This is a genomic window from Pedococcus bigeumensis (assembly GCF_039531795.1).
In the GTDB taxonomy this organism is placed as follows: Bacteria; Actinomycetota; Actinomycetes; order Actinomycetales; family Dermatophilaceae; genus Pedococcus; species Pedococcus bigeumensis.
The window spans coordinates 457367-483579 of sequence record NZ_BAAAQS010000005.1 but is presented as its reverse complement, the minus strand read 5'-3'; the positions used below and the strand labels follow the sequence as shown (position 1 = coordinate 483579).

General features: G+C 71.1%; 23 protein-coding genes. 15 read left to right on the top strand and 8 right to left on the bottom strand.

The window, feature by feature from the left end:
• Positions 1–2 precede the first annotated feature (2 nt).
• The gene (locus tag ABD262_RS17950; protein ID WP_344139140.1) at positions 3–410 is read right to left on the bottom strand and encodes a hypothetical protein; all 408 of its coding nucleotides are present in this window, start codon (positions 408–410) and stop codon (positions 3–5) included.
• Positions 411–635: 225 nt separating this feature from the next.
• Here ABD262_RS17950 and ahcY point away from each other — a divergent pair, with 225 nt between their 5' ends.
• The gene (gene ahcY, locus ABD262_RS17945) at positions 636–2069 is read left to right on the top strand and encodes an adenosylhomocysteinase (RefSeq protein WP_344139138.1); all 1434 of its coding nucleotides are present in this window, start codon (positions 636–638) and stop codon (positions 2067–2069) included.
• 162 nt (positions 2070–2231) lie between these two features.
• Positions 2232–4055, top strand: coding sequence for a hypothetical protein (locus ABD262_RS17940; RefSeq protein WP_344139136.1), 1824 nt, complete (start codon positions 2232–2234; stop codon positions 4053–4055).
• Positions 4056–4151: 96 nt separating this feature from the next.
• Here the strand turns inward: ABD262_RS17940 and ABD262_RS17935 are convergent, their stop codons facing one another.
• Both ABD262_RS17935 and ABD262_RS17930 read right to left on the bottom strand, forming a co-directional pair.
• On the bottom strand, positions 4152–5357 hold the full coding sequence (locus ABD262_RS17935; RefSeq protein WP_344139134.1) for a pilus assembly protein TadG-related protein: 1206 nt from the start codon (positions 5355–5357) through the stop codon (positions 4152–4154).
• Positions 5342–5806, bottom strand: coding sequence for a TadE/TadG family type IV pilus assembly protein (locus ABD262_RS17930; protein WP_344139132.1), 465 nt, complete (start codon positions 5804–5806; stop codon positions 5342–5344). Before ABD262_RS17930 ends, ABD262_RS17935 begins: the two co-directional genes overlap by 16 nt.
• A 287-nt stretch (positions 5807–6093) precedes the next feature.
• Between ABD262_RS17930 and mtrA the strand changes: the two genes are divergently transcribed.
• Genes mtrA through ABD262_RS17915 form a run of 3 tightly spaced genes read left to right on the top strand, consistent with a single transcriptional unit; the run spans position 6094 to position 10324 of the window.
• Positions 6094–6771 (top strand): MtrAB system response regulator MtrA, encoded by a 678-nt coding sequence (gene mtrA / locus ABD262_RS17925; protein ID WP_344139130.1) that lies wholly within the window; start codon positions 6094–6096, stop codon positions 6769–6771.
• A gap of 50 nt (positions 6772–6821) precedes the next feature.
• The gene (mtrB, locus tag ABD262_RS17920; RefSeq protein WP_344139128.1) at positions 6822–8561 is read left to right on the top strand and encodes an MtrAB system histidine kinase MtrB; all 1740 of its coding nucleotides are present in this window, start codon (positions 6822–6824) and stop codon (positions 8559–8561) included.
• Entirely contained in the window at positions 8558–10324 is a 1767-nt protein-coding gene (locus tag ABD262_RS17915) for an LpqB family beta-propeller domain-containing protein (RefSeq protein WP_344139126.1), read from the top strand. Before mtrB ends, ABD262_RS17915 begins: the two co-directional genes overlap by 4 nt.
• Positions 10325–10419: 95 nt before the next feature.
• Here ABD262_RS17915 and ABD262_RS17910 read toward each other — a convergent pair whose 3' ends face one another.
• The 3 genes from ABD262_RS17910 to ABD262_RS17900 are packed head-to-tail and all read right to left on the bottom strand — an operon-like array spanning position 10420 to position 14428.
• On the bottom strand, positions 10420–11622 hold the full coding sequence (locus ABD262_RS17910; protein ID WP_344139124.1) for a hypothetical protein: 1203 nt from the start codon (positions 11620–11622) through the stop codon (positions 10420–10422).
• On the bottom strand, positions 11622–13040 hold the full coding sequence (locus ABD262_RS17905) for a glycosyltransferase family 39 protein (protein WP_344139122.1): 1419 nt from the start codon (positions 13038–13040) through the stop codon (positions 11622–11624). The genes ABD262_RS17910 and ABD262_RS17905 overlap by 1 nt, the downstream gene beginning before the upstream one ends.
• Positions 13037–14428, bottom strand: coding sequence for a hypothetical protein (locus ABD262_RS17900; RefSeq protein ID WP_344139120.1), 1392 nt, complete (start codon positions 14426–14428; stop codon positions 13037–13039). The genes ABD262_RS17905 and ABD262_RS17900 overlap by 4 nt, the downstream gene beginning before the upstream one ends.
• Before the next feature lie 191 nt (positions 14429–14619).
• Here ABD262_RS17900 and ABD262_RS17895 point away from each other — a divergent pair, with 191 nt between their 5' ends.
• The 8 genes from ABD262_RS17895 (at position 14620) to ABD262_RS17860 (ending at position 21875) form a co-directional block, all read left to right on the top strand.
• Positions 14620–14793: a Flp family type IVb pilin gene (locus ABD262_RS17895; RefSeq protein WP_344139118.1), complete on the top strand. Its 174-nt coding sequence runs from the start codon at positions 14620–14622 to the stop codon at positions 14791–14793.
• A 294-nt stretch (positions 14794–15087) separates the two neighbouring features.
• Positions 15088–15261, top strand: a complete 174-nt coding sequence (locus ABD262_RS17890) for a Flp family type IVb pilin (protein ID WP_344139116.1) — start codon at positions 15088–15090, stop codon at positions 15259–15261.
• 57 nt (positions 15262–15318) lie between these two features.
• Positions 15319–15564: a Flp family type IVb pilin gene (locus ABD262_RS17885; RefSeq protein WP_344139114.1), complete on the top strand. Its 246-nt coding sequence runs from the start codon at positions 15319–15321 to the stop codon at positions 15562–15564.
• 56 nt (positions 15565–15620) lie between these two features.
• Entirely contained in the window at positions 15621–16400 is a 780-nt protein-coding gene (locus ABD262_RS17880) for an RcpC/CpaB family pilus assembly protein (protein ID WP_344139112.1), read from the top strand.
• A gap of 9 nt (positions 16401–16409) precedes the next feature.
• Positions 16410–17609: a CpaE/TadZ family protein gene (locus tag ABD262_RS17875; protein WP_344139110.1), complete on the top strand. Its 1200-nt coding sequence runs from the start codon at positions 16410–16412 to the stop codon at positions 17607–17609.
• The gene (locus ABD262_RS17870) at positions 17606–18976 is read left to right on the top strand and encodes a TadA family conjugal transfer-associated ATPase (protein ID WP_344139108.1); all 1371 of its coding nucleotides are present in this window, start codon (positions 17606–17608) and stop codon (positions 18974–18976) included. Before ABD262_RS17875 ends, ABD262_RS17870 begins: the two co-directional genes overlap by 4 nt.
• The gene (locus tag ABD262_RS17865; protein ID WP_344139106.1) at positions 18976–20952 is read left to right on the top strand and encodes a type II secretion system F family protein; all 1977 of its coding nucleotides are present in this window, start codon (positions 18976–18978) and stop codon (positions 20950–20952) included. Before ABD262_RS17870 ends, ABD262_RS17865 begins: the two co-directional genes overlap by 1 nt.
• The gene (locus ABD262_RS17860; RefSeq protein WP_344139104.1) at positions 20952–21875 is read left to right on the top strand and encodes a type II secretion system F family protein; all 924 of its coding nucleotides are present in this window, start codon (positions 20952–20954) and stop codon (positions 21873–21875) included. Before ABD262_RS17865 ends, ABD262_RS17860 begins: the two co-directional genes overlap by 1 nt.
• Before the next feature lie 105 nt (positions 21876–21980).
• On the opposite strand, the gene ABD262_RS17855 is transcribed toward ABD262_RS17860, so the two are convergent.
• Together ABD262_RS17855 and ABD262_RS17850 are read right to left on the bottom strand one after the other, a co-directional pair.
• Positions 21981–22631, bottom strand: coding sequence for a response regulator transcription factor (locus tag ABD262_RS17855; protein WP_344139102.1), 651 nt, complete (start codon positions 22629–22631; stop codon positions 21981–21983).
• On the bottom strand, positions 22628–24217 hold the full coding sequence (locus tag ABD262_RS17850) for a sensor histidine kinase (protein ID WP_344139100.1): 1590 nt from the start codon (positions 24215–24217) through the stop codon (positions 22628–22630). The genes ABD262_RS17855 and ABD262_RS17850 overlap by 4 nt, the downstream gene beginning before the upstream one ends.
• Before the next feature lie 151 nt (positions 24218–24368).
• On the opposite strand from ABD262_RS17850, the gene ABD262_RS17845 reads away from it, so the two are divergent.
• Both ABD262_RS17845 and hpf read left to right on the top strand, forming a co-directional pair.
• Entirely contained in the window at positions 24369–25199 is an 831-nt protein-coding gene (locus tag ABD262_RS17845; RefSeq protein WP_344139098.1) for a ComF family protein, read from the top strand.
• 292 nt (positions 25200–25491) lie between these two features.
• Positions 25492–26142, top strand: a complete 651-nt coding sequence (gene hpf, locus ABD262_RS17840) for a ribosome hibernation-promoting factor, HPF/YfiA family (RefSeq protein ID WP_344139096.1) — start codon at positions 25492–25494, stop codon at positions 26140–26142.
• Positions 26143–26213 lie beyond the last annotated feature (71 nt).

The window sequence follows — 26213 nt, the reverse complement described above, 5'->3', positions numbered from 1 at the left end:
GGTCAGGACGCGTCGCCGGCCGATGCGTCGTCGTCCGCGTCGCCGGCCGATGCGTCGCCGGCCGATGCGTCGTCGTCCGCGTCGTCGTCCGCGTCGTCGTCCGCGTCGTCGTCCGCGTCGTCGTCCGCGTCGTCGTCCGCCTCGCCGTCCGGAGTGACCTCAGGGATGACCTCGGGCTCGCGCTCGACCTCGGCGACCGTCCGCTCGCTCAAGCCCGCATCACCAGAATCCATGCTGTTCGGCACCGGCTGGCCGCCCGGCTCGACCTGGTAGTCGCCCTTGACCTCGTCCCAGGCCTCGACCTTCTCTTCGTCGACCTCGAGCTCGACGGTGTCGGGCTCGTCGGTCGTGGGCTGCTCGACGTCGGCGTCGGCGATCTCTCCCGGCACTCCGCTGCTCGGCTCGCTCATGGTGCTCCATCCGTGGTTGGTGCCTCCTTCCTAGCGCCGCGAGCGCCTCGCCGCACCCTGAGTCCGTGCGCTCGCCGCACGCCGGGTCGTGCTGGAAAGGCCCTGACGCCCGACTCCGGTAGAGTGGGACACCGCCGGCGTGGGTGATACCCCGCTCCAACGATGTGCGCCCAGATGGGCTACGCCGGGTCCGCAAACCAGCAAGTCAACTTCAGGAGTATTTCCATGCCTTTTGACTACAAGGTTGCCGACCTGAGCCTCGCCGAGGCCGGCCGTCACCAGATCCGCCTGGCCGAGCACGAGATGCCCGGTCTGATGAGCCTGCGCGAGGAGTTCGCCGTGGCCCAGCCGCTCAAGGGCGCCCGCATCGCCGGCTCGCTGCATATGACCGTGCAGACCGCCGTCCTCATCGAGACGCTGACCGCGCTCGGGGCCGAGGTCCGCTGGGCTTCCTGCAACATCTACTCGACCCAGGACGAGGCGGCCGCTGCAGTCGTCGTCGGCAAGGGCACTCCCGAGACCCCGCAGGGTGTCCCCGTGTTCGCCTGGAAGGGCGAGACCCTGGCCGAGTACTGGGACTGCACCGAGCAGATCCTCACCTGGCCCGGTGAGCACGGCGCCAACATGATCCTCGACGACGGCGGCGACGCCACGATGCTCGTCCACAACGGTCGCGCGTGGGAGAAGGCCGGTCAGGTGCCCCCCACCGACGAGGCCGACTCCGAGGAGGTCGGGGTCTTCAAGGAGCTCGTCCGCAAGACCCTCAAGGCCGACCCGACCAAGTGGACCCGCGTCTCCGAGGAGATCAAGGGCGTCACCGAGGAGACCACCACCGGCGTCCACCGCCTCTACGAGCTCGCCACCACCGGTGACCTGCTCTTCCCCGCGATCAACGTCAACGACTCGGTCACCAAGTCCAAGTTCGACAACAAGTACGGCTGCCGCCACTCGGTGCTCGACGGCCTCAACCGCGCCACCGACGTCCTCATCGGCGGCAAGGTCGCCGTCGTCGCCGGCTTCGGCGACGTGGGCAAGGGCTGCGCCGCGGCGCTGGCCGGTCAGGGCGCTCGGGTGATCGTCACCGAGATCGACCCGATCTGCGCGCTCCAGGCCGCGATGGAGGGCTACCAGGTCGCCCGCCTCGAGGACGTCCTGCCGATCGCCGACATCTACGTCACCACCACCGGCAACTTCAACATCATCACCGCCGAGCACATGACGCAGATGAAGAACAAGGCGATCGTGTCCAACATCGGTCACTTCGACAACGAGATCGACATGGCCGGCCTGGCCAAGGTCCCCGGCGTCACCAAGACCGAGATCAAGCCGCAGGTCCACGAGTGGACCTTCACGAACGGCAACTCGATCATCGTGCTCTCCGAGGGCCGCCTGATGAACCTGGGCAACGCCACCGGCCACCCGAGCTTCGTGATGTCCAACTCCTTCGCGAACCAGACGATCGCCCAGATCGAGCTCTTCACGAAGAACGACGACTACGAGAAGCAGGTCTACGTGCTGCCCAAGCACCTCGACGAGAAGGTGGCCCGTCTCCACCTCGACGCCCTCGGCGCCCAGCTCACCGAGCTGACCAAGGAGCAGGCCGCCTACATCGGTGTCGACGTCGCCGGCCCGTACAAGCCGGAGCACTACCGCTACTGAGGCGCCGACCTCACCGGCGCCTCGGCGCCACCACGCACCACCGGGTATGCCGCCCGCTCACCAGAGCGGGCGGCATACCTCTGTCTGTGGTGGGTTGTCCGTTCGGAGGAGTCCGAAACGGACCGGGCCGACGTTCGAGGGTCCTCGGCTAGAGTCCCGTCCGTGCGATCACCCGGGGCGACCAGCGCCCGCGAGCCCGTCCGCGTGGCTCGGGACAGCACGGCTCGCCGGTGGTCGCCCGCACTGCTCGGCCTGGCTGCCCTGGTGGCTGCCCTCAGTGGTCACCCGCTCCTGTGGGCGGCGTTGACCACCGTCCTCCTCGCCGCCGCGCTCGCGTCGACCTGGCGAGCCGTCGTCGGGCTCCTGCCGGCCGCAGCAGTGCTGCTGGTCGCCGCCAGCACGCTCGTCGGGTTGGCCGCCAACCGGCTCCCGCTCCTCTCCCTGACCCAGACCTGGCCGGCGCGCGCGCTCCTCGCGGCGTCGGGGCTGGTCGCGCTGGCGCTGTCACTCCGGTCGCGGGCGCTGCGTCCGCAGGAGCCGACCGCCGCCTGGCGGCCGCGGTCCTGGCGAAGCGCCGCCTGGGTGCTACCGGGCGCCCTGATGGGTGGCTTGGGCGTGGTGCCCAGCCTCGACCGCCAGGGAGCCCTCACCGGCTGGTTCAACGGGGGCGACCACCTGCGCCACCTGATGATCACCGCGGGCCTGACGCACACCGGGGCCATCCAGTACCAGGTGATGCCGTACCCCCGGGGCTGGCACCAGATGCTGGCGCTGTGGTGGACCTCCGTCGGCACGGGGGTCGACGGGCCGGGCTTCGTCGCCCTGACCCGTCTGGAAGCCACCGCGTCCTGGCTGACCGTCGCGCTCCTCGCCCTGGTGGTGGCCTCGACGGCCAAGATCCTCGCTCAGCGAAGCGGCGGCAGCACCGGCACCGCCGCGGTGGCGGGCGTCGTGGCCGGTGCCGCCGTGCTCGGGCCGGCGTTCGGTGCCGACTACCTGGCGCTGGGGTTCGAGACGGCGGTGCTGGCGACCCTGGCGCTCGCGGTGTGCGGGCGGGAGGTGCTCGTCGACCACAACGGCTGGCGCAGCGTGCTCGTCGCGGCCGCGTCGTTCGTCGTGGTCGCGAACTCGTGGCAGCTGCTCATCGCGCCCGCCGCCTGGGCGCTCGCCGTGACGCTGCTGCGGCAGCACCGACGCAGTCCCTCGAGGCGCACCGTGGCGATCGCAGTGGGGGTCCTGGCCGTGACGGCGTTGGCGAGTGTCGAGGCTGCTCTCGCGGTGTTCGCCGACGTCGGTCTGTCGCACGCGGCGGTGGGCGGGGACGTCTCCGCCCTCCCGTGGCCCTGGCTGGTCGCCGGCGTGGTCGGAGTCGGGGTGGTCCTGCTCCGGCTGAGGTCGTCGGTCGCGCACAGCGTCATGGTCGCTCTCGTCCCTGCGGCGACCGGGCTCGCCATCGCCCTGGTGGAGCGGGTGTCGCTCTCGTCCTACTACCCCAACAAGACTCTCTGGGCTGCGACCGTACTGCTGCTGCCGTTCGGCGCGGCGGCGTTGGCGATCGGCGGCGCACGCGCCGAGGCGACGACCGGTCGCAGCCGGCTCCTGCTGGTCCCGGTCGGCGCGCTGGCCGTGGGCGTGGTCCTGCTGGGGGTGGTCTCACCCTTCGCGGGGCTGGCCGGGGCGTGGTCGGCGGTCGACGGCCGGACCGTGCGCGCGGCGCTGACCTCGCCCGGCGTGGACACCGTCGAGGTCGTGTGGACCGGCCAGCGCGGCGCGCTCGACCCCACCCTGAAGACGCTGCTCGGGTTCTACCACGGGGGAGACGCGCGCACGACGTCGCCGTTGCCGTCCGGTCACGTGTCCGACCAGTGCCTCCTGCTCACCAGCGCGACCACCCCCACCGTCCTGTCGGACCTGTCGAGCCAGGAGGTGCAGCGTCGCTACGCCTGCGCTCCCGGGATCAGGGTGATCCCGATCCAAGGGCCGTGAAACCCTGCCCGAGCACCGGCGCGACTGACGGCCACCCCGTGGCGGGGACGGCCGCCGAATGGTCACGTGAAGCTGGGTGGCTCCAACGTGGGTTGCTTACTTGACGAGCGAAACGGTTCGGGCTCCCAGGTCGCACGTCGCGTCGCCCAGGGGGCACTGCGGGTCGCCACTGCCGCCGGTCACTTGGAGCCGGACGGCGCGCAGGAGCAGGTAGTTGTCCTGGTTGCCCCCGGGAGCCGCAGTCAGGCCGTTCGGGTTGTTCGTGCCGCCGCAGTCGCCGTCCATCGGGATCGCCGCGCTGTTCTGGTTGTTGTTGGTGCCGAAGTGATAGCCACAGACGATGACGCCGACGAGCGCCTGCACGGGGTAGATGGCGTTGTTACCACCGGCGTTGACCACCGCCGCCTGGTCGCACGGGCTCGGGGTCCCACAGAAGACCGGGAGCAGGATGCGCTTGCGGTCCTGGACCAGGGTGGTCCAGGCGTTGAGGATCGGGGTGCCGCCCAGGTTTCCGGTGTTGGCGCCCAGACAGCTGCTCGACTTGGCCGGGCAGCTGTTGGTGAGGTACGTGCGCAGCGCCGAACCGGTGCGGGGTGCCTGGTTGGGCACGATGGTGATCGGGTCCGTGCAGCCGAACTCCGTGGCGGTGCCGAGGTAGGTGCTGCTGTTGCTCGGCGCCTCGGGGCAGTCGATCGACCACCAGTTGCCGCTCGACGACGCTCCCGGGCACAGCGTGTTGCCGGTCGAGGGCAGGTCCATCTGGAACACGGGGGAGGGGAACGTGGTGATGGAGGGCAGGATCGACCCGCACAGCGCGTAGGGGCGCACGCCGATTCCGCCGGTGTACACCGACACCCGGGCGGTGGCGCTCCGCTCGGAGCTGTAGCCGCTCGACTGGCCGAAGACACCACCCAACACGGACGCCGTCGATCCAGCCGACTTGTACGTGATGTCGAGGGACTTGCCGTCCGGGGCGCAGGCGACCGAGGTGATCGCGCCGGTGCTGTCCGGCCGGTTCTCCTCGCGGTAGGTCTGTACGGCGGTCTGGACCGTAGCCTTCTGGGCAGCATCAGCGGCCAGGGTCGCGCAGTCGCCGGGGAGCAGGCTGTACTTGGATGCGGCGGTGAGTACCGCGGAGTCGGAAGCCGTCTGGAGCTGGCGGGTGCTCACGTAGGACAGGCCGAAGTCGATCGTGAAGGCACCGATTCCGACCAGCACGACCATGAGGATCGCCACGGTGACGGCAACGGCACCGCGTTCGCCGGTTGCACGCCGACCCCGCATGATCACTGGAACTCGCATCGGAAGGACCCATTCGCCTGGAGGTTGAACGTCGGCTTGAAGAACGGCAGAGACAACGTGCTGTTGTAGGTGCCGGTCACGATGAGGGTGTCGTCTAGCTGCCCGCCGGCGCAGGGCTTGTTCGTGGAGACCCCGCAGGGCGAACTCGTCACGCCTGCAGTGGTCCGGCGCGTGGCGGTGATGTTCACATTGGCAGTCGTGACAAACAACGTTGTGGCGTCCGTGCGCGCCTGCGTGGCCATGTCCCCGCACGTCAGACCGTCACGGACCACAGCCGACCGTGCGGCCTGACGCACTGCGTTGCTGAGGGCCATCTGCTGGGCCAGGACGACACCGAAGCCGACGATCGAGCTGATGAGGAGCACGAGGATCGGCATGACGAGGGCGAACTCGACAGCCGCAGCCCCGCCCTCAGGCCGGCCGCCGCGGATGGGTCGCTTCAGTGCCATGCGTGCTGCTCTCCCTGCTCGTCACACGCCCGATCGGCGTGCTGCCATGCAAATCCTCGGGGGAGGGCTCGCCCTGCTGAATAGTCCAAACGGGTGAAATCACGGGGGCCCGGCGCCCAGGGCGCCGATCTGACGGAGGATGGGACGTTCGGACCGGATCCACCTGACCGAATGGCTGATGACCCCGGCGGGCGGGCCACGCGACGGCCGGATCCCCGTCTCGGGCCTCCCCGTGTGTGATGATTCGGGGGGATTCTTTACTTACTGCAGAAAGAGGGTAGGCGCAGGTGAACGGTCGCGTGCTCATCGTCGACGACGATCTGGCGCTGGCGGAGATGCTCGGCATCGTCCTGCGCAACGAAGGACTCGAGGTCGCGCACGTCGCTGACGGCGCGGGGGCGCTCGCGGCGTTCCGCGAGCACCGTCCCGACCTTGTCCTCCTCGACGTCATGCTGCCCGGCCTGGACGGCATGGAGGTGTGCCGGCGGATCCGGGCCGAGTCCGGCGTGCCGATCGTCATGCTCACCGCCCGCACCGACACCGTCGACATCGTCGTGGGCCTGGAGTCCGGCGCCGACGACTACGTCGTCAAGCCCTTCAAGCCGCAGGAGCTCATCGCCCGCATCCGCGCGCGGCTGCGTCGTGGCGACGAGCCCGAGCCGGAGCGCCTGGAGATCGGCGACCTCGTCATCGACGTCGCCGGCCACTCGGTCAAGCGCGGCAGCGACTCGCTGTCGCTCACCCCGCTGGAGTTCGACCTCCTGGTCGCCCTGGCCCGCAAGCCGTGGCAGGTGTTCACCCGCGAGGTGCTGCTCGAGCAGGTCTGGGGCTACCGCCACGCGGGCGACACCCGCCTCGTGAACGTGCACGTGCAGCGGCTGCGCTCCAAGATCGAACACGACCCCGAGCACCCCGAGATCGTCGTCACCGTCCGCGGTGTCGGCTACAAGGCGGGCCCGAGCTAGCCATGTCCGAGTCGGCCGGTCCGAGGCCTGGTCGGACGCCGACGCCGCGGTTGTCCGACCACCGCGCCCAGGGCGCGCGTGCCGTCCGGGCGTTCCTCGGCCGGTCCCGCAGGTATGCCGCGCGGTGGGCGCGCACCGCAGCCCACCTGTGGCGGGCCTCGCTGCAGTTCCGGGTGGTGTCCACGACGATGCTGCTCGGCCTGGTCGTCGTGATGCTGCTCGGGTCCTACCTGTTCTCCTCGATCTCCGACGGGCTCGAGCAGGACCGCATCGAGTCGGCGCAGCTCGAGACCTCGCGGTTGACGACCGAGGTGCAGGCCACCTTCGACGAGAGCGACCGCACGAGCAGCGAGGCCGACCTCAACGTCCTCGCCAGCCAGGCCATCAAGAGCGCCGCGTCGGCCGGTGGTGACAACGAGCGCTACCTCGTGCTGACCCGCGGTCTCGAGAACACCTCCACCACGACCGTGCGCACCATCTCCAGCGGTGAGATCGGCCTGAGCGTCGTGCCCCAGGCCCTGCGTGAGGCGGTCCGTGACGACCCCCGCCGACAGCAGGTGATGCTGATCGGCATCACCGACCCGCAGACCGACAACAACGTGCCGGCGGTCATCGTGGGGTCGCAGGTCGAGCCGCCGTTGGCCGGCCGCTACGACATGTACGTCGTGTTCCCGATGCAGCGCGAGCAGGCGACGCTCGACCTCATCACGCGGACCTTCCTGATCGGTGGCCTCGCGCTGGTCTTCCTCGTCGGCGTGATCGCCTGGGTGGTCACCCGTCAGGTCGTCAGCCCGGTGCGCCGGGCGGCTGTCGTCGCCGAGCGCCTGGCCTCCGGCCGGCTCAACGAGCGGATGCGACCGCGCGGCGAGGACGACCTGGCCCGACTGGCCAAGTCGTTCAACGAGATGGCCGACAGCCTGCAGACCCAGATCCGCCAGCTCGAGGGGCTCTCGCGAGTGCAGCAGCGCTTCGTGTCCGACGTGTCCCACGAGCTGCGCACCCCGCTGACGACCATCCGGATGGCGGCCGACCTGATCCACGACTCACGCACCGGCTTCGACCCCGCGGTGTCCCGGTCGGCGGAGCTGCTCCACAACGAGCTCGACCGGTTCGAGGAGCTGCTCGCCGACCTGCTCGAGATCAGCCGCTTCGACGCCGGTGCGGCCGCGCTCGACTCGGAGGTCACCGACCTGCGTGCCACCGTGGCCCGCGCCGTACAGTCGGCCCAGCCGATCGCCGACCGGTGGGGGAGCACGATCACGGTCACCGCCGACGGCCCCTGCGAGGCGGAGATCGATGCCCGCCGGGTCGAGCGCATCCTGCGCAACCTCGTGGTCAACGCGCTCGAGCACGGCGAGGGCCGTCCGGTCGAGATCGCCGTCGCCGTCAACGAGACGGCCGCGGCCGTCACCGTGCGCGACCACGGGGTCGGGCTGCGCCCGGGTGAGGGCGCCCTGGTGTTCAACCGCTTCTGGCGCGCCGACCCGGCTCGGGCCCGCACCACCGGCGGCACGGGGCTCGGCCTCGCGATCTCCCTCGAGGACGCGCGGCTGCACGACGGCTGGCTGCAGGCCTGGGGCGAGCCCGGCGTGGGCTCGTGCTTCCGGCTCACCCTCCCGCGCCGCGCCGGCGTCCCGATCGTCGAGGCACCGCTGCCGCTGCGCCCCGACGACCTCGCCGAACCAGTGGTGCCGCCCCACCTGGCCGTGAGCCCCGCCGTCCCGCACGGTGCGGACCACGAGCCGGCGAGCACCCGGCATACCCCCACCGCCCCGGGGCTGCCCCGATGAGGCGCCGGTATGCCGCGACGCTGGCAGCGGGCGCCGTCCTCGCCGTCACGGCGTGTGGCGGGCTCTCCACCAGCTCGACGATCCAGCCCGGTCTCGAGGTCGGGTCGGTGCAGGAGAACGAGGTCCGGGTCGAGGTCAACCCGGTCGCCCCGGGATCGTCGCCGGAGCAGGTGGTGCAGGGCTTCATCCGCGCCGCCGCAGCCAGTGACGACTCCTACCAGGTCGCCCGGTCCTACCTCGCGAGCGGACCGCAGAGCACCTGGCGGCCCGACTCGTCCGTGGTCGTCTTCGGGTCCGACTCCGAGGTCACCTACCAGCCCAGCAACGACGACACCGTGACGGCCGTCGCCAAGGCCATCGCCCGCATCGACGGCTCTGGGCGCTACCAGGAGCTGCCGCCGCGGTCGACCGTGAAGGTCACCTTCCGGCTGGCCCGCGCCGGTGGCGAGTGGCGGATCAGCCAGGTGCCCGGCAACTTCGGCACCTGGCTGAGCCAGGCCGACCTCGACCGCCTCTACGACCCCTTCCGGATCTACTACGTGTCGGCCGGTGACCACCGGCTCGTCCCCGACATCCGCTGGCTGCCGATCGGCACCGGCCTGGCGACCCGGCTCGCGCGCTCACTCCTGGCCGGCGTGCCCGACTACCTCAGGGGAGCGGTCCGCAGCGACATCCCGGTCGGCACCCGCCTCGCGGTCGACGCCGTCACCGTCGCCTCGGGCACCGCCAAGGTGGACCTCTCGGCGACCAGGCTCGGCAACGACCCGGGGCAACGGCAGAACCTCGGCGCCCAGTTCCTCGCCACCGTCACGCAGGCTCCCGGGGTCGAACGGGTGGCCCTCCAGCTCGAGGGCGCCGACCTCCAGATGCCGAACGGTGACAGCACGGTCGACAGCCTGTCCCTGCTCGGTTTCCCCACGCCGTCCGACCCCGTCGTCAAGCCGGTGGTGCGAGTGGGCACCGCGCTGGTCGCGGTCAACCCGGACGACGTCGGCGACAACGGCCAGCGCGTCCCGCCACCCCAGCCCACGAGCTTCCCGACGGTGCAGCCGGGGTGGGCCTACCTCGCCATGTCGCGCAACGGCGAGGAGATCGCCGCCGTGGGGGGTGACCGGGCCCAGCTGGTCCGCTGGCGGGGGACCAACCAGGTGCAGCTCACCTCACCCGGCACCATGCTGACCCGCCCGACCTACGACCGCGAGGACGTCCTCTGGGTGGCCGGGCGCAGCAACGGCGCCACCCGGATCTGGGCCGTGAACGCGGCGGCTGACCCGGGCGACGCCGCCAAGTCCACCCCGCAGACCGTCTCGGCCGACTGGGTGAGCGGCCGCACCGTGGTCAGCCTGCGGCTGTCACCCGACGGGCAGCGGATCGCGGTCGTCACCACCGACCGCGACGGCTCGGACCCCCGCGTCGACGTCGCGGGGGTCGTCCGGCAGCCCAACGGGCTCCCGGCCTCGCTGTCCTCGCCATTGCGGCTGGCGCCGACCCTGGCACTGGCCCGCGACCTGGTCTGGGTCGACGACGCGACCGTGGCCGTCCTCGGGCGGCTCACGTCCAGCCAGGTGATCCGGCCGTGGCTGGTGCCCCTCGGCGGACCCATCGCGGCCGGGCCGGAGATCGCCGGGGCGCGGACCATCACGACGGTCAACGGCGAGCGGGGGCTGGTCGTGACGACCGACGACCACCGGGTGCTGATCCGGGCAGGCAGCCGGTGGCAGCGGGTGGGCGAGGGGACCGACCTGCTCGTCGCCGCGCGCTGAGCAGGACGCGGGTCAGGGCACGCCGATCGGCGAACGACGGTGAGCCGACCCCGGTCAGCCGATCCCGGGCAGCTGACCCAGGCAGCTGATCTCGGTCAGGGGAAGCCCCAGTGCTGCGCGGGATCGTGGCGCACCAGCAGGTGGGCGATCCAGAGGTACTGCCCCGCCAGGCCGAGCAGGCACCAGCCCCCGACCAGGACGGCGCGGGCGACCCTGTCACGCGAGGTCCGGACCGGTGGCACCACCGCGAGGGCGAGCGGGAACGCGAGCAGGAGGTAGCGCAGGATGCTGGTCGAGACCCCGGTGGCCAGGAAGATGTAGAGCGGGTAGGCCACCGCCCAGCTCCACGGCTCGACCCCCCACGCCCGGGTGACCGGGAGCGACATCAGGGCCGCGAAGCCCAGCACGACGATGATCGCGAGGACCACCGATCCGCTGCCGGTGCTGCCGACCGCTTCCACCCAGGGGGGGCGCAGCACGCTGGTGCTGAACCCCGGCCAGGCCTTCATCGTCGTCGTGTAGGCGTGCGGGTCGCCGGTCAGCAGACCGACGATGGCCGGCCAGAGCAGCGCCGCCACGCCGGTGCTGGCGAGCAGGACGGCGAGCCTGGCGTGCGGCACCGCCGGCCCGGGTTGCTGGTCCGCGACGGCGGGTCGGCGGCGCTGTGCTCGCCAGGCAACCACCCAGTGAGCCACCACGACAGCGGCCAGCACGAGGGAGATGTTGCGGGTCAGCCCGAGGCCGAGGACGGGCAGGGTGGCCCAGAGGTAGCTGCGTCGCTGGATCAGGAGGATGGCCGTGGCGACCAGGGCCAGCGCCAGGCTCTCGGTGTAGGCGGCCTGGAGGATGGGGGCGGAGGGGAACACGGTGAGCACGCAACACGCGAGCGCGGCGCGGTGGACGCCCACGGTGCGCTCCAGGACGACGAGGACGAGGGCAGTCGCCACTGCCCCCGCCACGAGGCTCAGGGCGGGACCGACCACGCTGAAGGGGAGCCCGGTGACGGCGCTGAGGGCGCGACTCGCGAGGGGGAACAGCGGGTAGAACGCCAGCGACGTCTGGACGGGCGCGCCGTCGGCGCCCACCGCCGAGTCGGGGTAGCCCTCCCGGGCGATGCTCGAGTACCAGCCCCCGTCCCAGCTCGTCGTCACGTCCTGGTAGACCTCCCACGGCGACTCCCCGCGCTGACCGTGGCTCCCGGCCACGACGATCATGACCGCGTCGATGGCCCGCACGAGGAGGTAGAAGACCACCACGGCGACCAGGGCGCGTTGCCGGGTCAGTCGAGCGGCCGGCATCAGCCGCGTTCACCTGGTGCGCGCAGCACCGTGTAGTCACCGCCGGTCGCGACCGCCGACCAGCCCAACCGGTCCTGCAACGCGCCACGCAGCGCGGAGTCGGTGCGCAGCACGGCATACGACGCCCGGGTCTTCGTGAGCAGGTCCTGCCAGCCGGGCTCGACGCGCTCGGTCCGGCGGTAGGCCGCGATGTGCTCGGGGGAGTACAGCTCCACCCGCAGGTCGATGACCGGCTTCAAGGAGGGGTGCTTCCACAGCAGCCACCCGCTCAGGCCGAAGTCGTCCATCACGACGGTGCCGGCCGGCAGCTCGGCCAGCGCCGCGTCGACCGTGCCCACCTTGCCGGGGAACTGCTGGGCGGTGGCGCCCACGGAGCCCGCCGCCAGCGCGGTGGCGAGGGCCAGCGCAGCGGCCCATGACGCCAGCACGGCGCGGCGCTCGCGCCTCGACCACCCCTCCCGGGCCCGGCCCACCAGCGGCTGGAGGGCGGTCGCGAGCAGGGGCGCGGCCAAGATGGCCCCGAGCGGCACCAGGCGCCACATCACCAGGGTGAGGGCGAGCGACAGCGTCAGCTGGGCAAGCTCCCACGGGCGCGGGCGGTGGCGGGTGAGCAGCCACGCGAGTGCCGTGGCGACGCCCATCCCCAGCGCCGCCAGCGCGAAGATGTTGTTGACCGGGGTCGCCCGCCACTCCTCGGCGAGCCCGGCGGCGTTGGCCGCCACGTCGAAGGGGGTGAGCAGGAGGGCCGGGCCCAGCGGTGTCAGCGCCAGGACCGTCGCGCAGGCGGCCACCAGGCCGACCAGCTGCCCTGACCGGCGCCGGTCGGGTCGCGTCGCGGGGTCGAGGACGATGGCGGCGAGGAAGACGCCGCTGACCAGGAGGCCGAAGGTCCAGAGCCCGTGGCTGCAGCCCCACAGCCAGAACACCGGGATGAGCCACCACCGCGGCCGGCCGTCGCGCAGCGTGCGTGACCACGCGAGCACCACCACGGCGAAGCAGAGGAAGCTCACCAGCTGGGGACGTGGGTTGAGCCCGGCCCCGCAGCCCAGCATCGCCACGGCCGCCGCCGCTGACGAGGTCAGCCGCCCGGCCGACTGGCGCGCCGTGAGGTAGAGGAGGACGACCAGCGTGAGGCTGGCCAACGACCGCAGCCAGACCACCGCCCCCATGCCGGTGTGGTCCACGAGCCACGCGGCGACGGCTTCGGGCAGCCACTGGGTGGCGGTGTAGGGGTGGACGGCGAAGGCCGCCCACGGGTCGGTGCCGCGGAGCTGGTGGGTGTCGAGGATGTGCTGGCCGACCCGAAGGTGCCACCAGGTGTCGACCTCGGCGAACCGCCCCGTGCCGAAGGCGAAGCCGACGAGGAGCGCCACGGCATACCCGACCACGCCGAGGGCGCGGGAGAACGACCGGGTCACGGCGCCACCAACAGGACGAAGCCGCGGTCGTGGGCCCGCTCGGTCCAGTGGGACTCCTCCCGCAGCGCCCCCGCCAGGGGTGCGGACTCGAGGAGGAGAGCGGCCTGGGGTCGGGTCCTGGTGACGAAGGACTGCCAGCCGGGCTCGGCGGCCCGTGCGTCGATGTAGTCGCGCACGTGCTCGGGGGAGTAGGCCTCGATCCGCAGGTCGAAGACCGGCTGCAGCTGGGGCGCCACGTAGAGCAGCCAGCCGGTCACGTCACCCTCGGCCACGACACGGGTGCCGGCCGGCAGCGCGTCGAGCGACGACTCCAGGGCCGTGGGCACGTAGGACGGCTCGTGGCGCGCCGCTCCCGCGGAGAGTGGGACGGCGACCAGCGCCGCCGCCACCACACCCGCGAGCAGCACCCATCGCTCGCTGCGAGGAGCGGGTCGTTCGCGGTCGAGCGAACCCCACCGCACGGTGCCCGCGGCAGCCACGATCGGCGCGAGGACCAGGGCGGCCACAGGGACCGTGCGCTGCATCGACAGCGTCAAGGCGATCGACAGCAGCAGGAGGACGACCTGCCACGGCGAGGGCCGGTCTGCCTGGAACAGCCACAAGGCCACCAGCGCCGCGCACAGCAGGAGGGCCACGACCACGTGGGGGGCGCGCGCCGAGGAGGGCAGCCACTCCTCGACGAACTGGCGCCCGTTCGAGCCGGCCGTCAGTGGCGTCACCAGGATCCTCGGGCCGAGCGGGGTCAGGGCCGTCGCGGCCAGGCACGCCACCCACGCCCCCACCAACCTCCGGTGGCCGGCTCGCGCCCAGGGCGAGAAGACCACGCACACCGCGCCGACGGCCAGGCCGAGCGACCAGATGCCGTGGGTGCAGGCCAACAGCCAGCTCAGGGGCACCAGCGACCACCGCGCGCGACCGTCGCGAGCGCTGGCCTGCCACAGGGCCACGACAGGGGCCAGCAGGACGAACCCGAGCAGCTGCGGTCGCTCGGTCAGCGCCGGCCAGGCGGCCACCATCACGGCTGCGCTGACGAGCAGCGAGATCCGCACGTCCGAGACCGCCCGGACCGCGAGGTAGACCACGGCGAACAACGCGACGATGCCGAGGTCCCGCGACCACACGACTGCGCCGAGGCCGAACCGGTCGGTCAGCGCGGACACGACGACGGAGGGCAGCCACTGCGTCGGGACGTAGGCGTGCGTCACGAAGGGTGCCCACGGGTCGGGGAGCCCGAACCCGCCGCCCTGGCGGAGGAACTGCCCCACCCGCAGGTGCAGCCAGGGGCTGGGGTCGCCGACCGGTCGGGTCAGCACGAGGGGGGCCAGGGCCACCAACACCGCCGGCAGCAGGATCGCCCAGCCGCGGAGAAGGGGGGTTCGCCTGGGCATGTCCACATTCTTTGCAGGTTGCCCATACTCGCGCACGCAGGCGCACCGGCATCGGCTGTACGGCGGACTGGGACCGGTCGAAAGTGCCGGTCAGTGCTGGCGACTCGGGTGATTATCCAGGTCCGTGCGAACTGGGACCGTTGCCTCACGCAACAACCTGCGTGATCGCACTGTCAGAAAGGGCACACCATATGCACAAGTTCGTGGCCAAGCTGCACACCACGCTCGTGGCCCGCGAGAAGGGTGCGACCGCCGTCGAGTACGGCCTCATGGTCGCACTCATCGCGATCGTCATCATCGTCGCCGTGGCGCTCCTCGGCACCAACCTCAGCACGCTGTTCAACAACACCGCCAACAGCGTCTGATCCCCGGCGCGACCCGCCTCACCGGTCGCCCACCCGAGTACCCGATCGGTCGCCTCCACGGCCGGACCACTCACGCCCCAGGCGTCGGTCCGGCACCGGAGGCGGCCGATTCGCTGTGTCCCCTACGCGGGTCACCGGCTGCCCGCTATCGGCTGTTCGGGGGAGAGCGTGGAGTCGAAGGTGCCGGTCGGGGATGGCATGACGGACGATTACCCACCGTCCTCGGAACTGCGAGTCTTCTCACCGCGGGGCACACGGCCACCGCGCCCGTTGGTCTCGAAAGGACTACTCATCATGCACAAGTTCGCCGCCAAGCTGAACACCAAGCTCGTCTCCCGCGAGAAGGGTGCCACCGCCGTTGAGTACGGCCTCATGGTTGCCCTCATCGCGATCGTCATCATCGTCGCCGTTGCGCTGCTCGGCACGAACCTCAGCACGCTGTTCAAGAACACCGCCACCAGCGTCTGACGCACGACCAAAGAAACCGACGGGCCACACTTCAGCCCGCCGAACCCAGGAGGAAGCATGACTGCACGACTCGCTCGTATCGCGCCCCTCGGCCGGTCCGCCGCGCGAGTGCGGATGCGCTCCTCCGACAGCTGGCTGAACCGTGGTCGCCCCGGAGTCCACCGGGGCGACCACGGAGCCACCGCTGTCGAGTACGGCTTGATGGTCGGACTCATTGCGGTCGTGATCGCGATCTCCGTCGTGGCCTTCGGCCACAACGTCAGTGATCTCTACAACGTGCCGTCCAGCATCTTTGCCCCGTAGGCCGCGCCCCAGCCGGCGCGCCTCCACCGTCTGACCTCAAGCAAGGGAAACACATCGTGGGACGCAGAATCGTCGCCATCTTCGCGGCCGCCGTCGTGGCACTGCTCGGCGTGGTCGCCGTGCTGATGTACGCCAAGGGTGCTGACGACCGGGCCATCGCCGCGCAGGACCCCTCGTCCGTGTATGTGGTCAAGTCCGTCGTCCCCGCAGGGACGACCCTGAAGGACTCCGTGCAGAGCGGACTGATCATCAAGACCTCGGTCGCCGCCAAGGGTGTGCCGCTCGGCGCCCTCCAGGGCGTCACCGGTTCGAACGGTGGGCTCTACGCCCTCTCGGACATCCAGCCCGGCGAGTACGTGCTCGCCGACCGCTTCGGCACCAAGCCGGTCGGTCAGAAGGCCATCGACGTGCCGGCCGGTCAGGTGGCGGTCTCCATCGCCCTGGCTGACCCCGCGCGAGTCGGGACCTTCCTCACCCCAGGGTCCAAGGTCGTCCTGTTCGACACCTACACCCCGACCGAGACGGGGGTGAAGAACGGTGCGGACGCCACCAAGCTGAGCCAGCAGACCCGCGTCCTCCTCGACGACGTCCTCGTGATCGCGATGGGCGAGGCTTCCCTCACGCCGACGCAGGCCCCCACCAACGCTGGGGAGGACTCCGCCGACTCCGCTCCGGTGCGTGGTGCGCTCATGACCGTCGCGGTCTCGCCGGCCGACGCGACCCGCCTGGTGCACGGCATCCAGACCGGCAACCTGTACGCGGCACTGCGCGGCACGGACCCCAAGATCGACCTCGGTAAGGTCATCTCCGAAGCCACCCTCTTCTCCGCCAAGTAGGAGTGCGCCATGACCCTCCTGTGGGATGCCGACCCCGGCGCCGCCGAGCGCTATGACTTCGCAGTAGGCGAGATCAGCCGATTCGAGACCCAGGCCACAATGGTCCGGGCGCTCGAGGACAACCCGACCGAGATGCTCGTCCTGATCGGCCCGGACGTCGACATGGACGCCGCGTGCCAGTTCGCCGAGCTGTGCCGCGTGGAGCGCCCCGAGCTCGGGGTGATCCTGCTGCGCCGCCGCATCGACGTGGCGGTGCTGGGACAGTCCCTCCGGGCCGGCATCCGCGAGGTCATCACCTCCGACGACGTCACCGGTCTGGCCGACGCGGCGCGCCGCAGCCGCGACCTCTCGACCCGCGTGCACGGTCACTCCGGGGAGTCCACGAGCGCCAAGACCGCCCGGGTCGTGACGGTGTTCTCCGCCAAGGGCGGCGTGGGCAAGACGACGTTCGCGACGAACCTCAGCGCCTACCTGGCTTCGACCGGTTCGCGGGTCCTGCTGATCGACCTCGACCTCGCCTTCGGCGACGTCGGCATCAGCCTGCAGATGCTGCCCCAGAACTCGATCATCGACCTGGTCAGCATGGCCGGCAACATCGACGAGCAGGCCATCAAGGCTGTTGTCACCAAGCACGACAGTGGTCTGGAGGCGATCAGCGCGCCGGCCGAGCCGAGTGACGCCGACCGCGTGCCCGGCACCACCGTCGCCGAGCTCGTCCGGGTGGCCAAGCGGCACTACGACTACGTCCTGCTCGACACCCCGCCGGCCTTCACCTCGCACGTCCTGGCGGCCTTCGACGACAGCGACCTGCTGATCCTCATCGCCACCCTCGACATCCCCGCGGTGAAGAACCTGCGGCTCACGCTCGACACCCTCGACCTCCTCGGCAACAAGAAGGACTCGCGCCTTGTCGTCCTCAACCGCTCCGACGCCAAGGTCGGACTCCGACCGGAGGACGTCGTGGCGGCCATCAAGCAGGACATCGCCGTGATGGTGCCGAACAGCACCGCCGTGCCGGCCTCGGTCAACCGCGGCGTGCCGATCATCCTCGACGAGCCCAAGCACGCGGTGAGCGTGGCCCTGCGCGACCTCGCCGACCGCTTCATCCGCGTCGCCGACACCCCGGCGGGTGCGGCCGACGCAGCAGCGTCGTCACAGCAGTCCCCGAAGACCAGCCGCTGGTCCCTGTCGCGTGGAGGTAACCGATGAGCCTGGCCGACCGGCTCGAGAGCGTCCGTCGCAGCCAGGCCTCGGCGATCGAGGCCAGCACCGCGGCTCCCTCGGCCAACGAGCGGCCCCGCCTCATCGACCCCTTCGCCACGGTGAAGGCGAGCGTCCACCAGGCCCTGATGGACTCGCTCGGCCCGCAGCTCTACGACCCCCACCTCGACCAGAACGAGCTCGAGCAGAAGGTGCGCCACACCCTGCAGGAGGTCATCGACCACGAGGACACGCCACTCTCGCTGGCCGACCGCACGCGCATCTCCCAGGAGGTCTCGGACGAGATCCTCGGTCACGGTCCGCTGGAGCCGCTGCTCCGCGACAGCGAGATCACCGAGATCATGGTCAACGGGCCCGACCAGATCTACGTCGAGCGTGCCGGCAAGCTCTACGCGGTCGACACCCACTTCGCCTCCGACGCCCACCTTCGTCGCACGATCGACAAGATCGTGGGGCGGGTGGGCCGGCGCGTGGACGAGGCCAGCCCGCTCGTGGACGCCCGCCTCCCCGACGGCTCGCGTGTCAACGCGGTCATCCCGCCGATCGCCCTCGACGGGTCGCTGCTCACCATCCGTAAGTTCGCGACCGACCCGTTCACGGACAAGGACCTCATCGCCTTCGGCACCTTCACGCCGCAGGTCCGCGACTTCCTCTCGGCCTGTGTCCGTGGTCGCCGCAACATCATCATCTCCGGTGGTACCGGTTCGGGTAAGACGACGCTGCTCAACGTGGTGTCGTCCTTCATCCCGGCCGACGAGCGGATCGTCACCATCGAGGACGCCGCGGAGCTCCAGCTCCACCAGGACCACGTGCTCCGGCTCGAGTCCCGCCCCTCCAACATCGAGGGTCGTGGCGAGATCGCCATCCGCGAGCTCGTGAAGAACTCGCTGCGTATGCGCCCCGACCGCATCGTCGTCGGTGAGTGCCGTGACGGCGCCGCCCTCGACATGCTCCAGGCCATGAACACCGGTCACGACGGCTCCCTCACGACCGTGCACGCCAACAGCCCGCGCGACAGCCTCTCCCGTCTCGAGACCATGGTGCTCATGGCCGGCGTGGACCTGCCCGTGCGAGCCATCCGCGAGCAGGTCGCAGGCGCGGTCGACATGGTCATCCAGCAGGCCCGCATGAAGGACGGCTCGCGTCGCGTCACCGCGATCAGCGAGGTGATCGGCATGGAGGGCGAGATCATCACCATGCAGGACCTGTTCACCTTCGACTACAGCGCCGGCCGTGACGAGCAGGGTCGCTTCCGCGGCGCGCTCAAGAGCAACGGGCTCCGCCCGAAGTTCGCCGACGACCTGCGTGACCAGGGGATCGAGCTGCCGGCAGACCTCTTCATCAAGGGGTTCTGATGGTGCGTGGTGCTCCGCGCGCCATCCGCGCGCTCCTCGTCGCGGGGTTGGTCGGGCTGCTGTCCGCCGTCCCGGCCGTGGCCGCGGACAGCTCTGTCACCGTCACCGGGATCGAGGTCAAGTCCGGCAACCTGATCGGCCTGATCTCCTCCACGTCGGGGTCTGACATCGACCCCTCGCTCGACGTGACGGTGGCCGGGAAGTCCTACCCGGTCGACGCGATCACGAGCGGCTCCGGGTCTCCGGTCGCCCGCACGGCGATCATCGTCGTCGACACCAGCGGCTCGATGGGGACGTCGGGCATGGCCACCGTCCGCTCGGCCGTCGCGGCGTTCCTCAAGAGCGTGCCCGAGGACGTGCGCATCGGTGTCGTCTCCTTCTCCGGCAAGGCCACGCTCAACCTGGCCCCCACGAGCGAGCAGGGCAAGGTGCAGACGGCCGTCAACGGCCTGACCGCCGACGGTGAGACCGCGCTCTACGACGGGGTCAACCTCGCCGTCAAGACGCTCGGCACCAAGGGCGAGCGCAGCCTGCTGGTGCTCAGCGACGGTGGTGACACCGCGAGCACCGCCACCCAGGCCTCGACCGTGGCGGCGCTGAAGAGTGCCCGGGTCCGCGCCGAGGCCGTCTCGTTCAAGTCCACCGACAGCAACGTGAGCGTGCTGCAGAGCTTCGCCAAGGCCGGTGGCGGCAGCGTCGTCTCGGCAGCCAACGCGGGCAGCGTGCAGAACGCCTTCACCTCTGCCGCCAAGACCCTCGCCTCGCAGCTCAGCTTCTCGATGCCCCTCCCGGTCGGCGTCGGAGGGGCCCAGAACGTCAAGATCTCCGGCAAGTCCAACGGCAAGCCGTTCGCGACGACCGCCCTGGTCGACTTCGGCGCGGGGGTGGCTGCGCCGACCAAGGCCACCTCTGACAACTCTCCGGTCGTCGGTCCCACCGAGGACGTCGTCAAGGCGGCCCCCACGGCCACGGTCCTGCCGATCCTGGGGGTGTCCCCGATCCTCGGCATCGCCATGGGCGCGGTGTTCCTGGCGCTGATGGTGCTGGTGATCGCGCTGGCGAGCTCGTCCTTCAAGTCCGGTCGCCGGACCCGGGTCGACAGCATCGACAGCTACGTGGCCGCCGGGACCACCTCGAACGGCAAGGGCAAGTCCCGCCAGAACGTCATGTCGGAGAACCTCGTGTTCCTCGGCGAGCGGATGATGGAGGGCCGCGCCTCCACCAGCAAGACCATGGCCCACATCCAGCGCGCCGACCTCCCACTGCGAGCGGGGGAGTGGTGGGTGCTGCGCATCGTGGCGGTAGTCGCCTCGGTCGCCGCAGCGATGGTCTTCTTCCGTGGCGGCCTCCTGGTCACGATCGCGGCTGCCGTCGGCGGTCTGGTCGTCGGGATCTTCGGCCCGGCCTTCGTCCTGCGCTTCCTCTCCAACCGCCGCGGCAAGAAGTTCGACAGCCAGCTCCCCGACGTGCTCACCCTCGTGGCGAGCAGCCTCAGCACCGGGTTCTCGCTCCCGCAGGCCCTCGACGCCGTGGCCAAGGACGCCGCCGAGCCGGCCGCGAAGGAGTTCGCCCGAGCCCTGGCCGAGACCCGCATCGGTGCGGACATCGCGGACTCGCTGGAGCGGATGTCCGACCGGATGGACAGCGACAACATGCGCTGGACCTCGATGGCCATCCGGATCCAGCGGGAGGTCGGTGGAAACCTGGCCGAGACCCTGCGCACCACCGCCAAGACGCTCCGTGAGCGCGAGGAGCTCCGCCGGCACGTCAGGGCGCTGTCCGCGGAAGGCCGCCTCTCCGCCTACATCCTCGTGGCGCTGCCGATCGGCATCTTCTTCTACACGATGCAGACCAACCGGTCCTACATCGAGCTCCTGTGGACCCGACCGATGGGCATCGGCATGATCATCGGCGGTCTCATCTCTCTCGGCATCGGCATGGCCTGGATGCGTAAAGTCGTGGATGTGAAGGTCTGATGGGAACAATCCTGCTCGTCATCGCCCTGGTCGCCATCGGCGGAGCCCTGGGCACCCTGGTGCTCGCCACCGGCCTCGGGGCCGGTCAGCCCACCGGCGTCGCGCGGTCGCTCGACCTGATCGAGCGGACCATCGACAAGCGTGAGGTGGGCAAGTCCGACCTCCCCGTCATGGAGCGCCTCGTCGCCCCGATGCTCAACCACACGCGGGCCCTGGCCCAGCGCCTGTCGCCCACCGGGGCCAACGAGCGCATCGTGCGCCGGCTGAACCTGGCCGGCAACCCCGGCTCCTGGACCGTCGAGCGGGTGATGGGCGCCAAGGGGATCGGCCTCCTCGTGGGTGCGGTGCTCGGCTTCCTCCTGGGCGGTCAGCTCAGCGTCCGCGGCCTGGTCATCTGCGCCGCCGCAGCGGCGGCCGGGTTCTTCCTGCCCGACCTGCTGCTGATGAACACCGGCCAGAAGCGCCAGGAAGAGCTCCGGCGCGGCCTCGCCGACGCCCTCGACATGCTCACCGTGTGTGTGGAGGCCGGCCAGGGCTTCGACGCGGCGCTGCTGCAGGTCGCCCGCTCCACCACCGGGCCGATCTCGGGTGAGTTCGCCCGTGTGCTGTCGGAGATCCAGATCGGCAAGACGAGGGGCGCGGCCTTCTCCTCGCTCGCCGCCCGCACCACGGTCTCCGAGGCCAAGACCTTCGTGAGCGCCCTGGTCCAGGCCGACCGGCTCGGTCTGCCCATCGGCAACGTGCTGCGCGAGCAGTCCAACCAGATGCGTCTGGTGCGCCGTCAGCTGGCCGAGGAGAAGGCGATGAAGGTGCCGGTGAAGATCCTCTTCCCGATGCTCCTGTTCATCTTCCCGGCCCTGTTCATCGTGATCATCGGCCCCGGTGCCATCCGCATCGCCGACACCTTCGGCAACATGCACTGAGTCCCACCCGCTGAGGCCCACCCACGGAGGGCCCACCAGGCCCCACGACGAAGGACCCCGCCCTCGGGCGGGGTCCTTCGTGTCTGTCTGGTGGTCCGGTGCGGCTCAGTGCCGGGCGTGGCCGACCGACTCGGCCTTCACCAGGCCCAGCCGCAGCGCGGACATCACCGCGGAGGCGCGGTTGTGGGCGCCGAGCTTCTCGTAGACCTTGGAGACGTGGGTCTTCACGGTCGACTCGCTCATGTAGAGCTTCTTGGCGACCGCTGCGATGGAGTCGCCGGCCACCAGGCGGTCGAGCACCTCGGCCTCACGGGGCGTCAGGCGCGGCTTGTCGCTCGAGTCGCGACGACGCAGCGCCTCGGCGAGCCCGGTCGCCATGAAGGCGTCGGGCGCGACGGCGGCCCGCCGGACGGCCGCGATGACCTCGTCGGAGGGCGCCGACTTCAGGACCAGGGCCGAGGCGCCCAGGTCGAGCGCCTCCAGCAGGGTCTCGTCGTCGTTGTGCATCGTCAGGACCACGATGCCCAGCCGGGGCGAGGCCTCCCGCGCGGCACGGGCCAGCACGAGGCCGGAGCCGTCGGGCATGGACACGTCGACGACGAGGACGTGGATCAGGCTCTGGGCGAGGACCGTGCGGCCCTCGGCGATGCCGCCGGCCTGGCCCACCACGGCGAGGTCGGGCTCGCTGTCGATCATGCGACAGACGGCTTCGCGGACGAGGGTGTGGTCGTCGATCACCACGACGTTGATGGTCATGAGGGCTGGGGGATCCTTTCGTTGGACAGCGTTGCTGAGGGAGCGGCGCCGCGAGCCCGCATGCGCATGCGGAGGGCGACGCCTTCAACGCCGAAGGGTTCGATGGTGATCTCCCCGCCCAGACCGAGCAGGGGGTGGTCGCCGAAGTCGCGTTCGCTGAGGGTGCTGGTGCCGTCGTGGGCCATCCAGAGCTCGACCCGGGGGGCTGCGACGTTGAGCCGGACCTCGACGGTCTCGGCGTTGAGGGAGTGCCGCGCGTCGGCGAGCATCCGCAGGAACAGTCGGTAGATCAGGACCTCGGTGTGGGCCGGCAGCCGGAAGCCGGTCTCGCTGAGGTGCATGCGGGTGGTCACGCCGGACGACGACCCGAAGTGCTGGAGCCGGGCGCCGATCATCGCACCGAGCCCGGTGTCGGGGCGGACGGCGATCCGCAGGTCCGCGATGTGCAGCCGCAGGTCACCCAGGACCCGCGACACGTCGACGCGCAGGGCGTCGAGCTCGTCGGCGATGGGGGAGTCGGCGCCACGGGCCTTGCGCCGCACGGCATCGATGCCGAAGCCGAGGGCGACCATCTCCTGGGCGATGCCGTCGTGCATCTCCCGGGCCAGCCGCTCGCGCTCCTCGAGCCCGGCGCGCTCGCGCAGCCCGGCGAAGAGCACCGACAGGTCGATGTTGGCGGCGTGGCGGTCGGCCACCCCCTGCGCGGCCACGAGGTCCTCCTCGCGGAACGGCGTGACCAGGGGCCGGTCGGCGACGAGGAGGCCGAGCCGGTCGCCCTTGTCGTCGTTGAGGGGCACCACGATGACCGAGCGGGCGACGAGGTCGTCCTTCCACTCCGCCAGCGTCGCCTCGCCGTGCCGCCAGGTCCACGCGAGGACCGAGTCCTGCTCCATCGGGTCGGGCCACGGCGTGCGGTCGGCGCCACGGATGGCGAGCGGCACCGCCGGGTCGTCGCCGTAGCCGACGAGGATCGCGCTGCGCGCCGAGCGCATCTGGTTGCTGAGGTCCTGGAGGGCCATCTCGGCGGAGCCCGGCGCGTCGAAGCCGGTGTCGAGGGTGTCGGCGAGCTCGTGGAGCCTGCGCAGCAGCAGGCTCGCCTCGGCGGCCACGTTGGCGTCGGGCACGACCTCCTCGGGCTCGAGCTCCCGGGACCAGGCCCCGAGCAGCCCGAAGAGCACGGCCAGCAGCGAGGCGAGCGTGATCAGCTGGGCCTCCGGCGGCGTCAGCCGGTTGAGCCACCAGGCGGTGGCCAGGCCGACGACCAGACCGAGGAGCGGGGCGGAGAAGGCGCCGGTCCGGGCGAACCGCGAACCAGCGTGGTAGGCCGGGATGAGGATGAGCAGCTTGGACCACGAGCCCTCGCTCCCCATGCCGATCCCGGCCGAGACGACCCCCACGACCAGCAGCGCGATCAGCTGGGTGTGGCGGAACGCGCCCTGGATGACGGTGAGGTACCCGAGGCTCGCGGCAGCGAGGTCGAGCGTCACGACGAGGAGGATCCACGGGAGGGCGGTGACGAAGCTGTGGTCGATGTAGGCGAACAGCCCGGCCACGGCGGCCATCGAGAGGCGCAGACGAGTGGACACGGCGAGATGGGGCAGCCAACGCATACACGCCTCCCGTCTCACGTCCCCGGCGCCCAGCAGTTGTCCACAGGCCGTGCCCCAGACTAGTCGTGTCCACACACTTGTGCTGCCCAATCAGGGCCAACACACCGTGCGGGACCAGCATGTGGCCATGCCGCCCGAGCCCCGATGGCCCAGCGCTGCCGACGTCCTCCGCGCCCTCCGGGCCCTGACCGACCTCGCCCTCCCCGTCGCGTGCGCTGGGTGCGGACGACCCGACCACCCCGTGTGTCCTGGCTGCGCGGCCGACCTCGTGGCCTCGCTGTGGCCGCGCGGACCCGTCGCCGTGCAGCCGCGGCCGGCGCCGCCCGGGCTGCCCCCGGTGCACAGTGCGGGTCGGTATGCCGGCTCGCTGGCTGCCGTGGTCAGCGCCTACAAGGACGACGGACGGCGCGACTGCGCGGAGCTGTTGGGCGAATTGCTCGCCGGCTCGGTCGATGCGGCGCTCGTGGGGTGTCCCGAGCTGGTCGCGCGCTGGCGACGGGGTGACGGCCCGGTGCTCGTCGTCCCGGTCCCGTCCTCGGCGGCCGCTCGGCGTCGCCGGGGCGACGCGCCGCTGCGGGCCCTCGCGGAGCGCGCCGTCACCGGGTTCGGTCCGGCCGAGGCGCTGCTCGCCGACGCTCTCAGGGCGCGCCGCCGGATCGCCGACCAGGCCGGCCTCGGGGCGCGCGCTCGAGCCGTCAACCTCGAGCACGCGCTGGCCATCCGGCCCCGCTGGGAGCGGGTGGTCGAGGGCGCGGCCTGCGTCGTGGTCGACGACGTCCTGACGACCGGCTCGACCCTGGTCGAGGCCGCCCGCGCGCTGCGGGCAGCGGGTGCGACCGCGGTGGTGGCCGCCACGATCTGTGCCACCGAGCGGCGGGTCGGGGGCCGGGACCGGGCGCCGTCCCACGGGCTGGAACGCCGCCCGGGCGGCGGTTCCCGGGGCCCGCGAACCCCCTGAGCACGGCATACAGGTGGCGCACGACAGACTCCGGGCAAACGTTCGACGAATCCCTGTGTCACAAACCTCCGGCGTGGTCTACGGTCGGGGTATGGCCCCCCTGGCCCCCGTGCACGGCACGCGAACAGGGCGCCTCGGACGCGGTCCGATGGGCGCTCTGCGGCAGGGAGCGGAGCAGCAGGACACGCCGACGACCGGGTGCTTCCGCACGCCCGCGGGGAGGTGCTGCCGCGGTTGACCACCGGGCTGCGCAGCCCGACCACCACTCCCGCCGAACCCATGGAGGAACACCGTGGAGATTGTCGTCACCGGACGCCACATGCAGGTCTCAGACCGATTCCGTGACCACCTCGACGAAAAGCTCGCCAAGATCCCGCAGCTCGCACCCCGGGTGCAGCGCGTGGACGTCATCGTGAGCCATGAACCCAACAAGCGGCAGGCCAAGGCCTGCGAACGGGTCGAGATCACCTGTCACGTGAAGGGCCCCATCGTGCGGGCCGAGGCATGTCTTGACGACAAGTACGCAGCGCTCGACCTCGCGCTCGACAAGCTGATGGAACGCCTCAGGCGGGCCCAGGACCGCAAGCGGGTGCACCGGGGAAGGCACGCACCCGAGTCGGTCGCCGCTGCCACGGCGCGTATCCAGGAGCCGGGCGAGGTGTCCGGCGAGGACCACGTGCACGAGGGCGTCGACGCCGACGGCGACCGGTTCGGCACGCAGGGCAACTCGCCGGTCGAGATCCGCGAGAAGATCCACGCGACCGTGCCGATGGCGCTCGACCAGGCGGTCCGCGAGATGGAGCTCGTCGGCCACGACTTCTACCTCTACCACGACGAGGACACCGGTCAACCGAGCGTCGTCTACCGCCGGCGCGGGTGGTCCTACGGCGTGATCCACCTCGACGTCAGTGAGGACGAGGGAGCGGAGCGCAAGGTCTCCTGACCTGCGACGACGACGACACCGGGCGAACCCAGAGGGGCATTTCGTCCGGTGTCGTCGCTGTCCCGTGACAG

Excerpts from the sequence above, each read along its gene's own strand:
- ABD262_RS17845 (WP_344139098.1), top strand. The coding sequence starts at position 24,369 with ATGCCGCCCGAGCCCCGATGGCCCAGCGCTGCCGACGTCCTCCGCGCC.
- ABD262_RS17875 (WP_344139110.1), top strand. The coding sequence starts at position 16,410 with ATGACCCTCCTGTGGGATGCCGACCCCGGCGCCGCCGAGCGCTATGAC.
- ahcY (WP_344139138.1), top strand. The coding sequence starts at position 636 with ATGCCTTTTGACTACAAGGTTGCCGACCTGAGCCTCGCCGAGGCCGGC.
- ABD262_RS17855 (WP_344139102.1), bottom strand. The coding sequence starts at position 22,631 with ATGACCATCAACGTCGTGGTGATCGACGACCACACCCTCGTCCGCGAA.
- ABD262_RS17930 (WP_344139132.1), bottom strand. The coding sequence starts at position 5,806 with ATGGCACTGAAGCGACCCATCCGCGGCGGCCGGCCTGAGGGCGGGGCT.
- ABD262_RS17895 (WP_344139118.1), top strand. The coding sequence starts at position 14,620 with ATGCACAAGTTCGTGGCCAAGCTGCACACCACGCTCGTGGCCCGCGAG.
- ABD262_RS17935 (WP_344139134.1), bottom strand. The coding sequence starts at position 5,357 with ATGCGAGTTCCAGTGATCATGCGGGGTCGGCGTGCAACCGGCGAACGC.
- ABD262_RS17890 (WP_344139116.1), top strand. The coding sequence starts at position 15,088 with ATGCACAAGTTCGCCGCCAAGCTGAACACCAAGCTCGTCTCCCGCGAG.
- ABD262_RS17870 (WP_344139108.1), top strand. The coding sequence starts at position 17,606 with ATGAGCCTGGCCGACCGGCTCGAGAGCGTCCGTCGCAGCCAGGCCTCG.
- ABD262_RS17900 (WP_344139120.1), bottom strand. The coding sequence starts at position 14,428 with ATGCCCAGGCGAACCCCCCTTCTCCGCGGCTGGGCGATCCTGCTGCCG.
- ABD262_RS17915 (WP_344139126.1), top strand. The coding sequence starts at position 8,558 with ATGAGGCGCCGGTATGCCGCGACGCTGGCAGCGGGCGCCGTCCTCGCC.
- ABD262_RS17865 (WP_344139106.1), top strand. The coding sequence starts at position 18,976 with ATGGTGCGTGGTGCTCCGCGCGCCATCCGCGCGCTCCTCGTCGCGGGG.
- ABD262_RS17950 (WP_344139140.1), bottom strand. The coding sequence starts at position 410 with ATGAGCGAGCCGAGCAGCGGAGTGCCGGGAGAGATCGCCGACGCCGAC.
- ABD262_RS17910 (WP_344139124.1), bottom strand. The coding sequence starts at position 11,622 with ATGCCGGCCGCTCGACTGACCCGGCAACGCGCCCTGGTCGCCGTGGTG.
- ABD262_RS17860 (WP_344139104.1), top strand. The coding sequence starts at position 20,952 with ATGGGAACAATCCTGCTCGTCATCGCCCTGGTCGCCATCGGCGGAGCC.
- ABD262_RS17885 (WP_344139114.1), top strand. The coding sequence starts at position 15,319 with ATGACTGCACGACTCGCTCGTATCGCGCCCCTCGGCCGGTCCGCCGCG.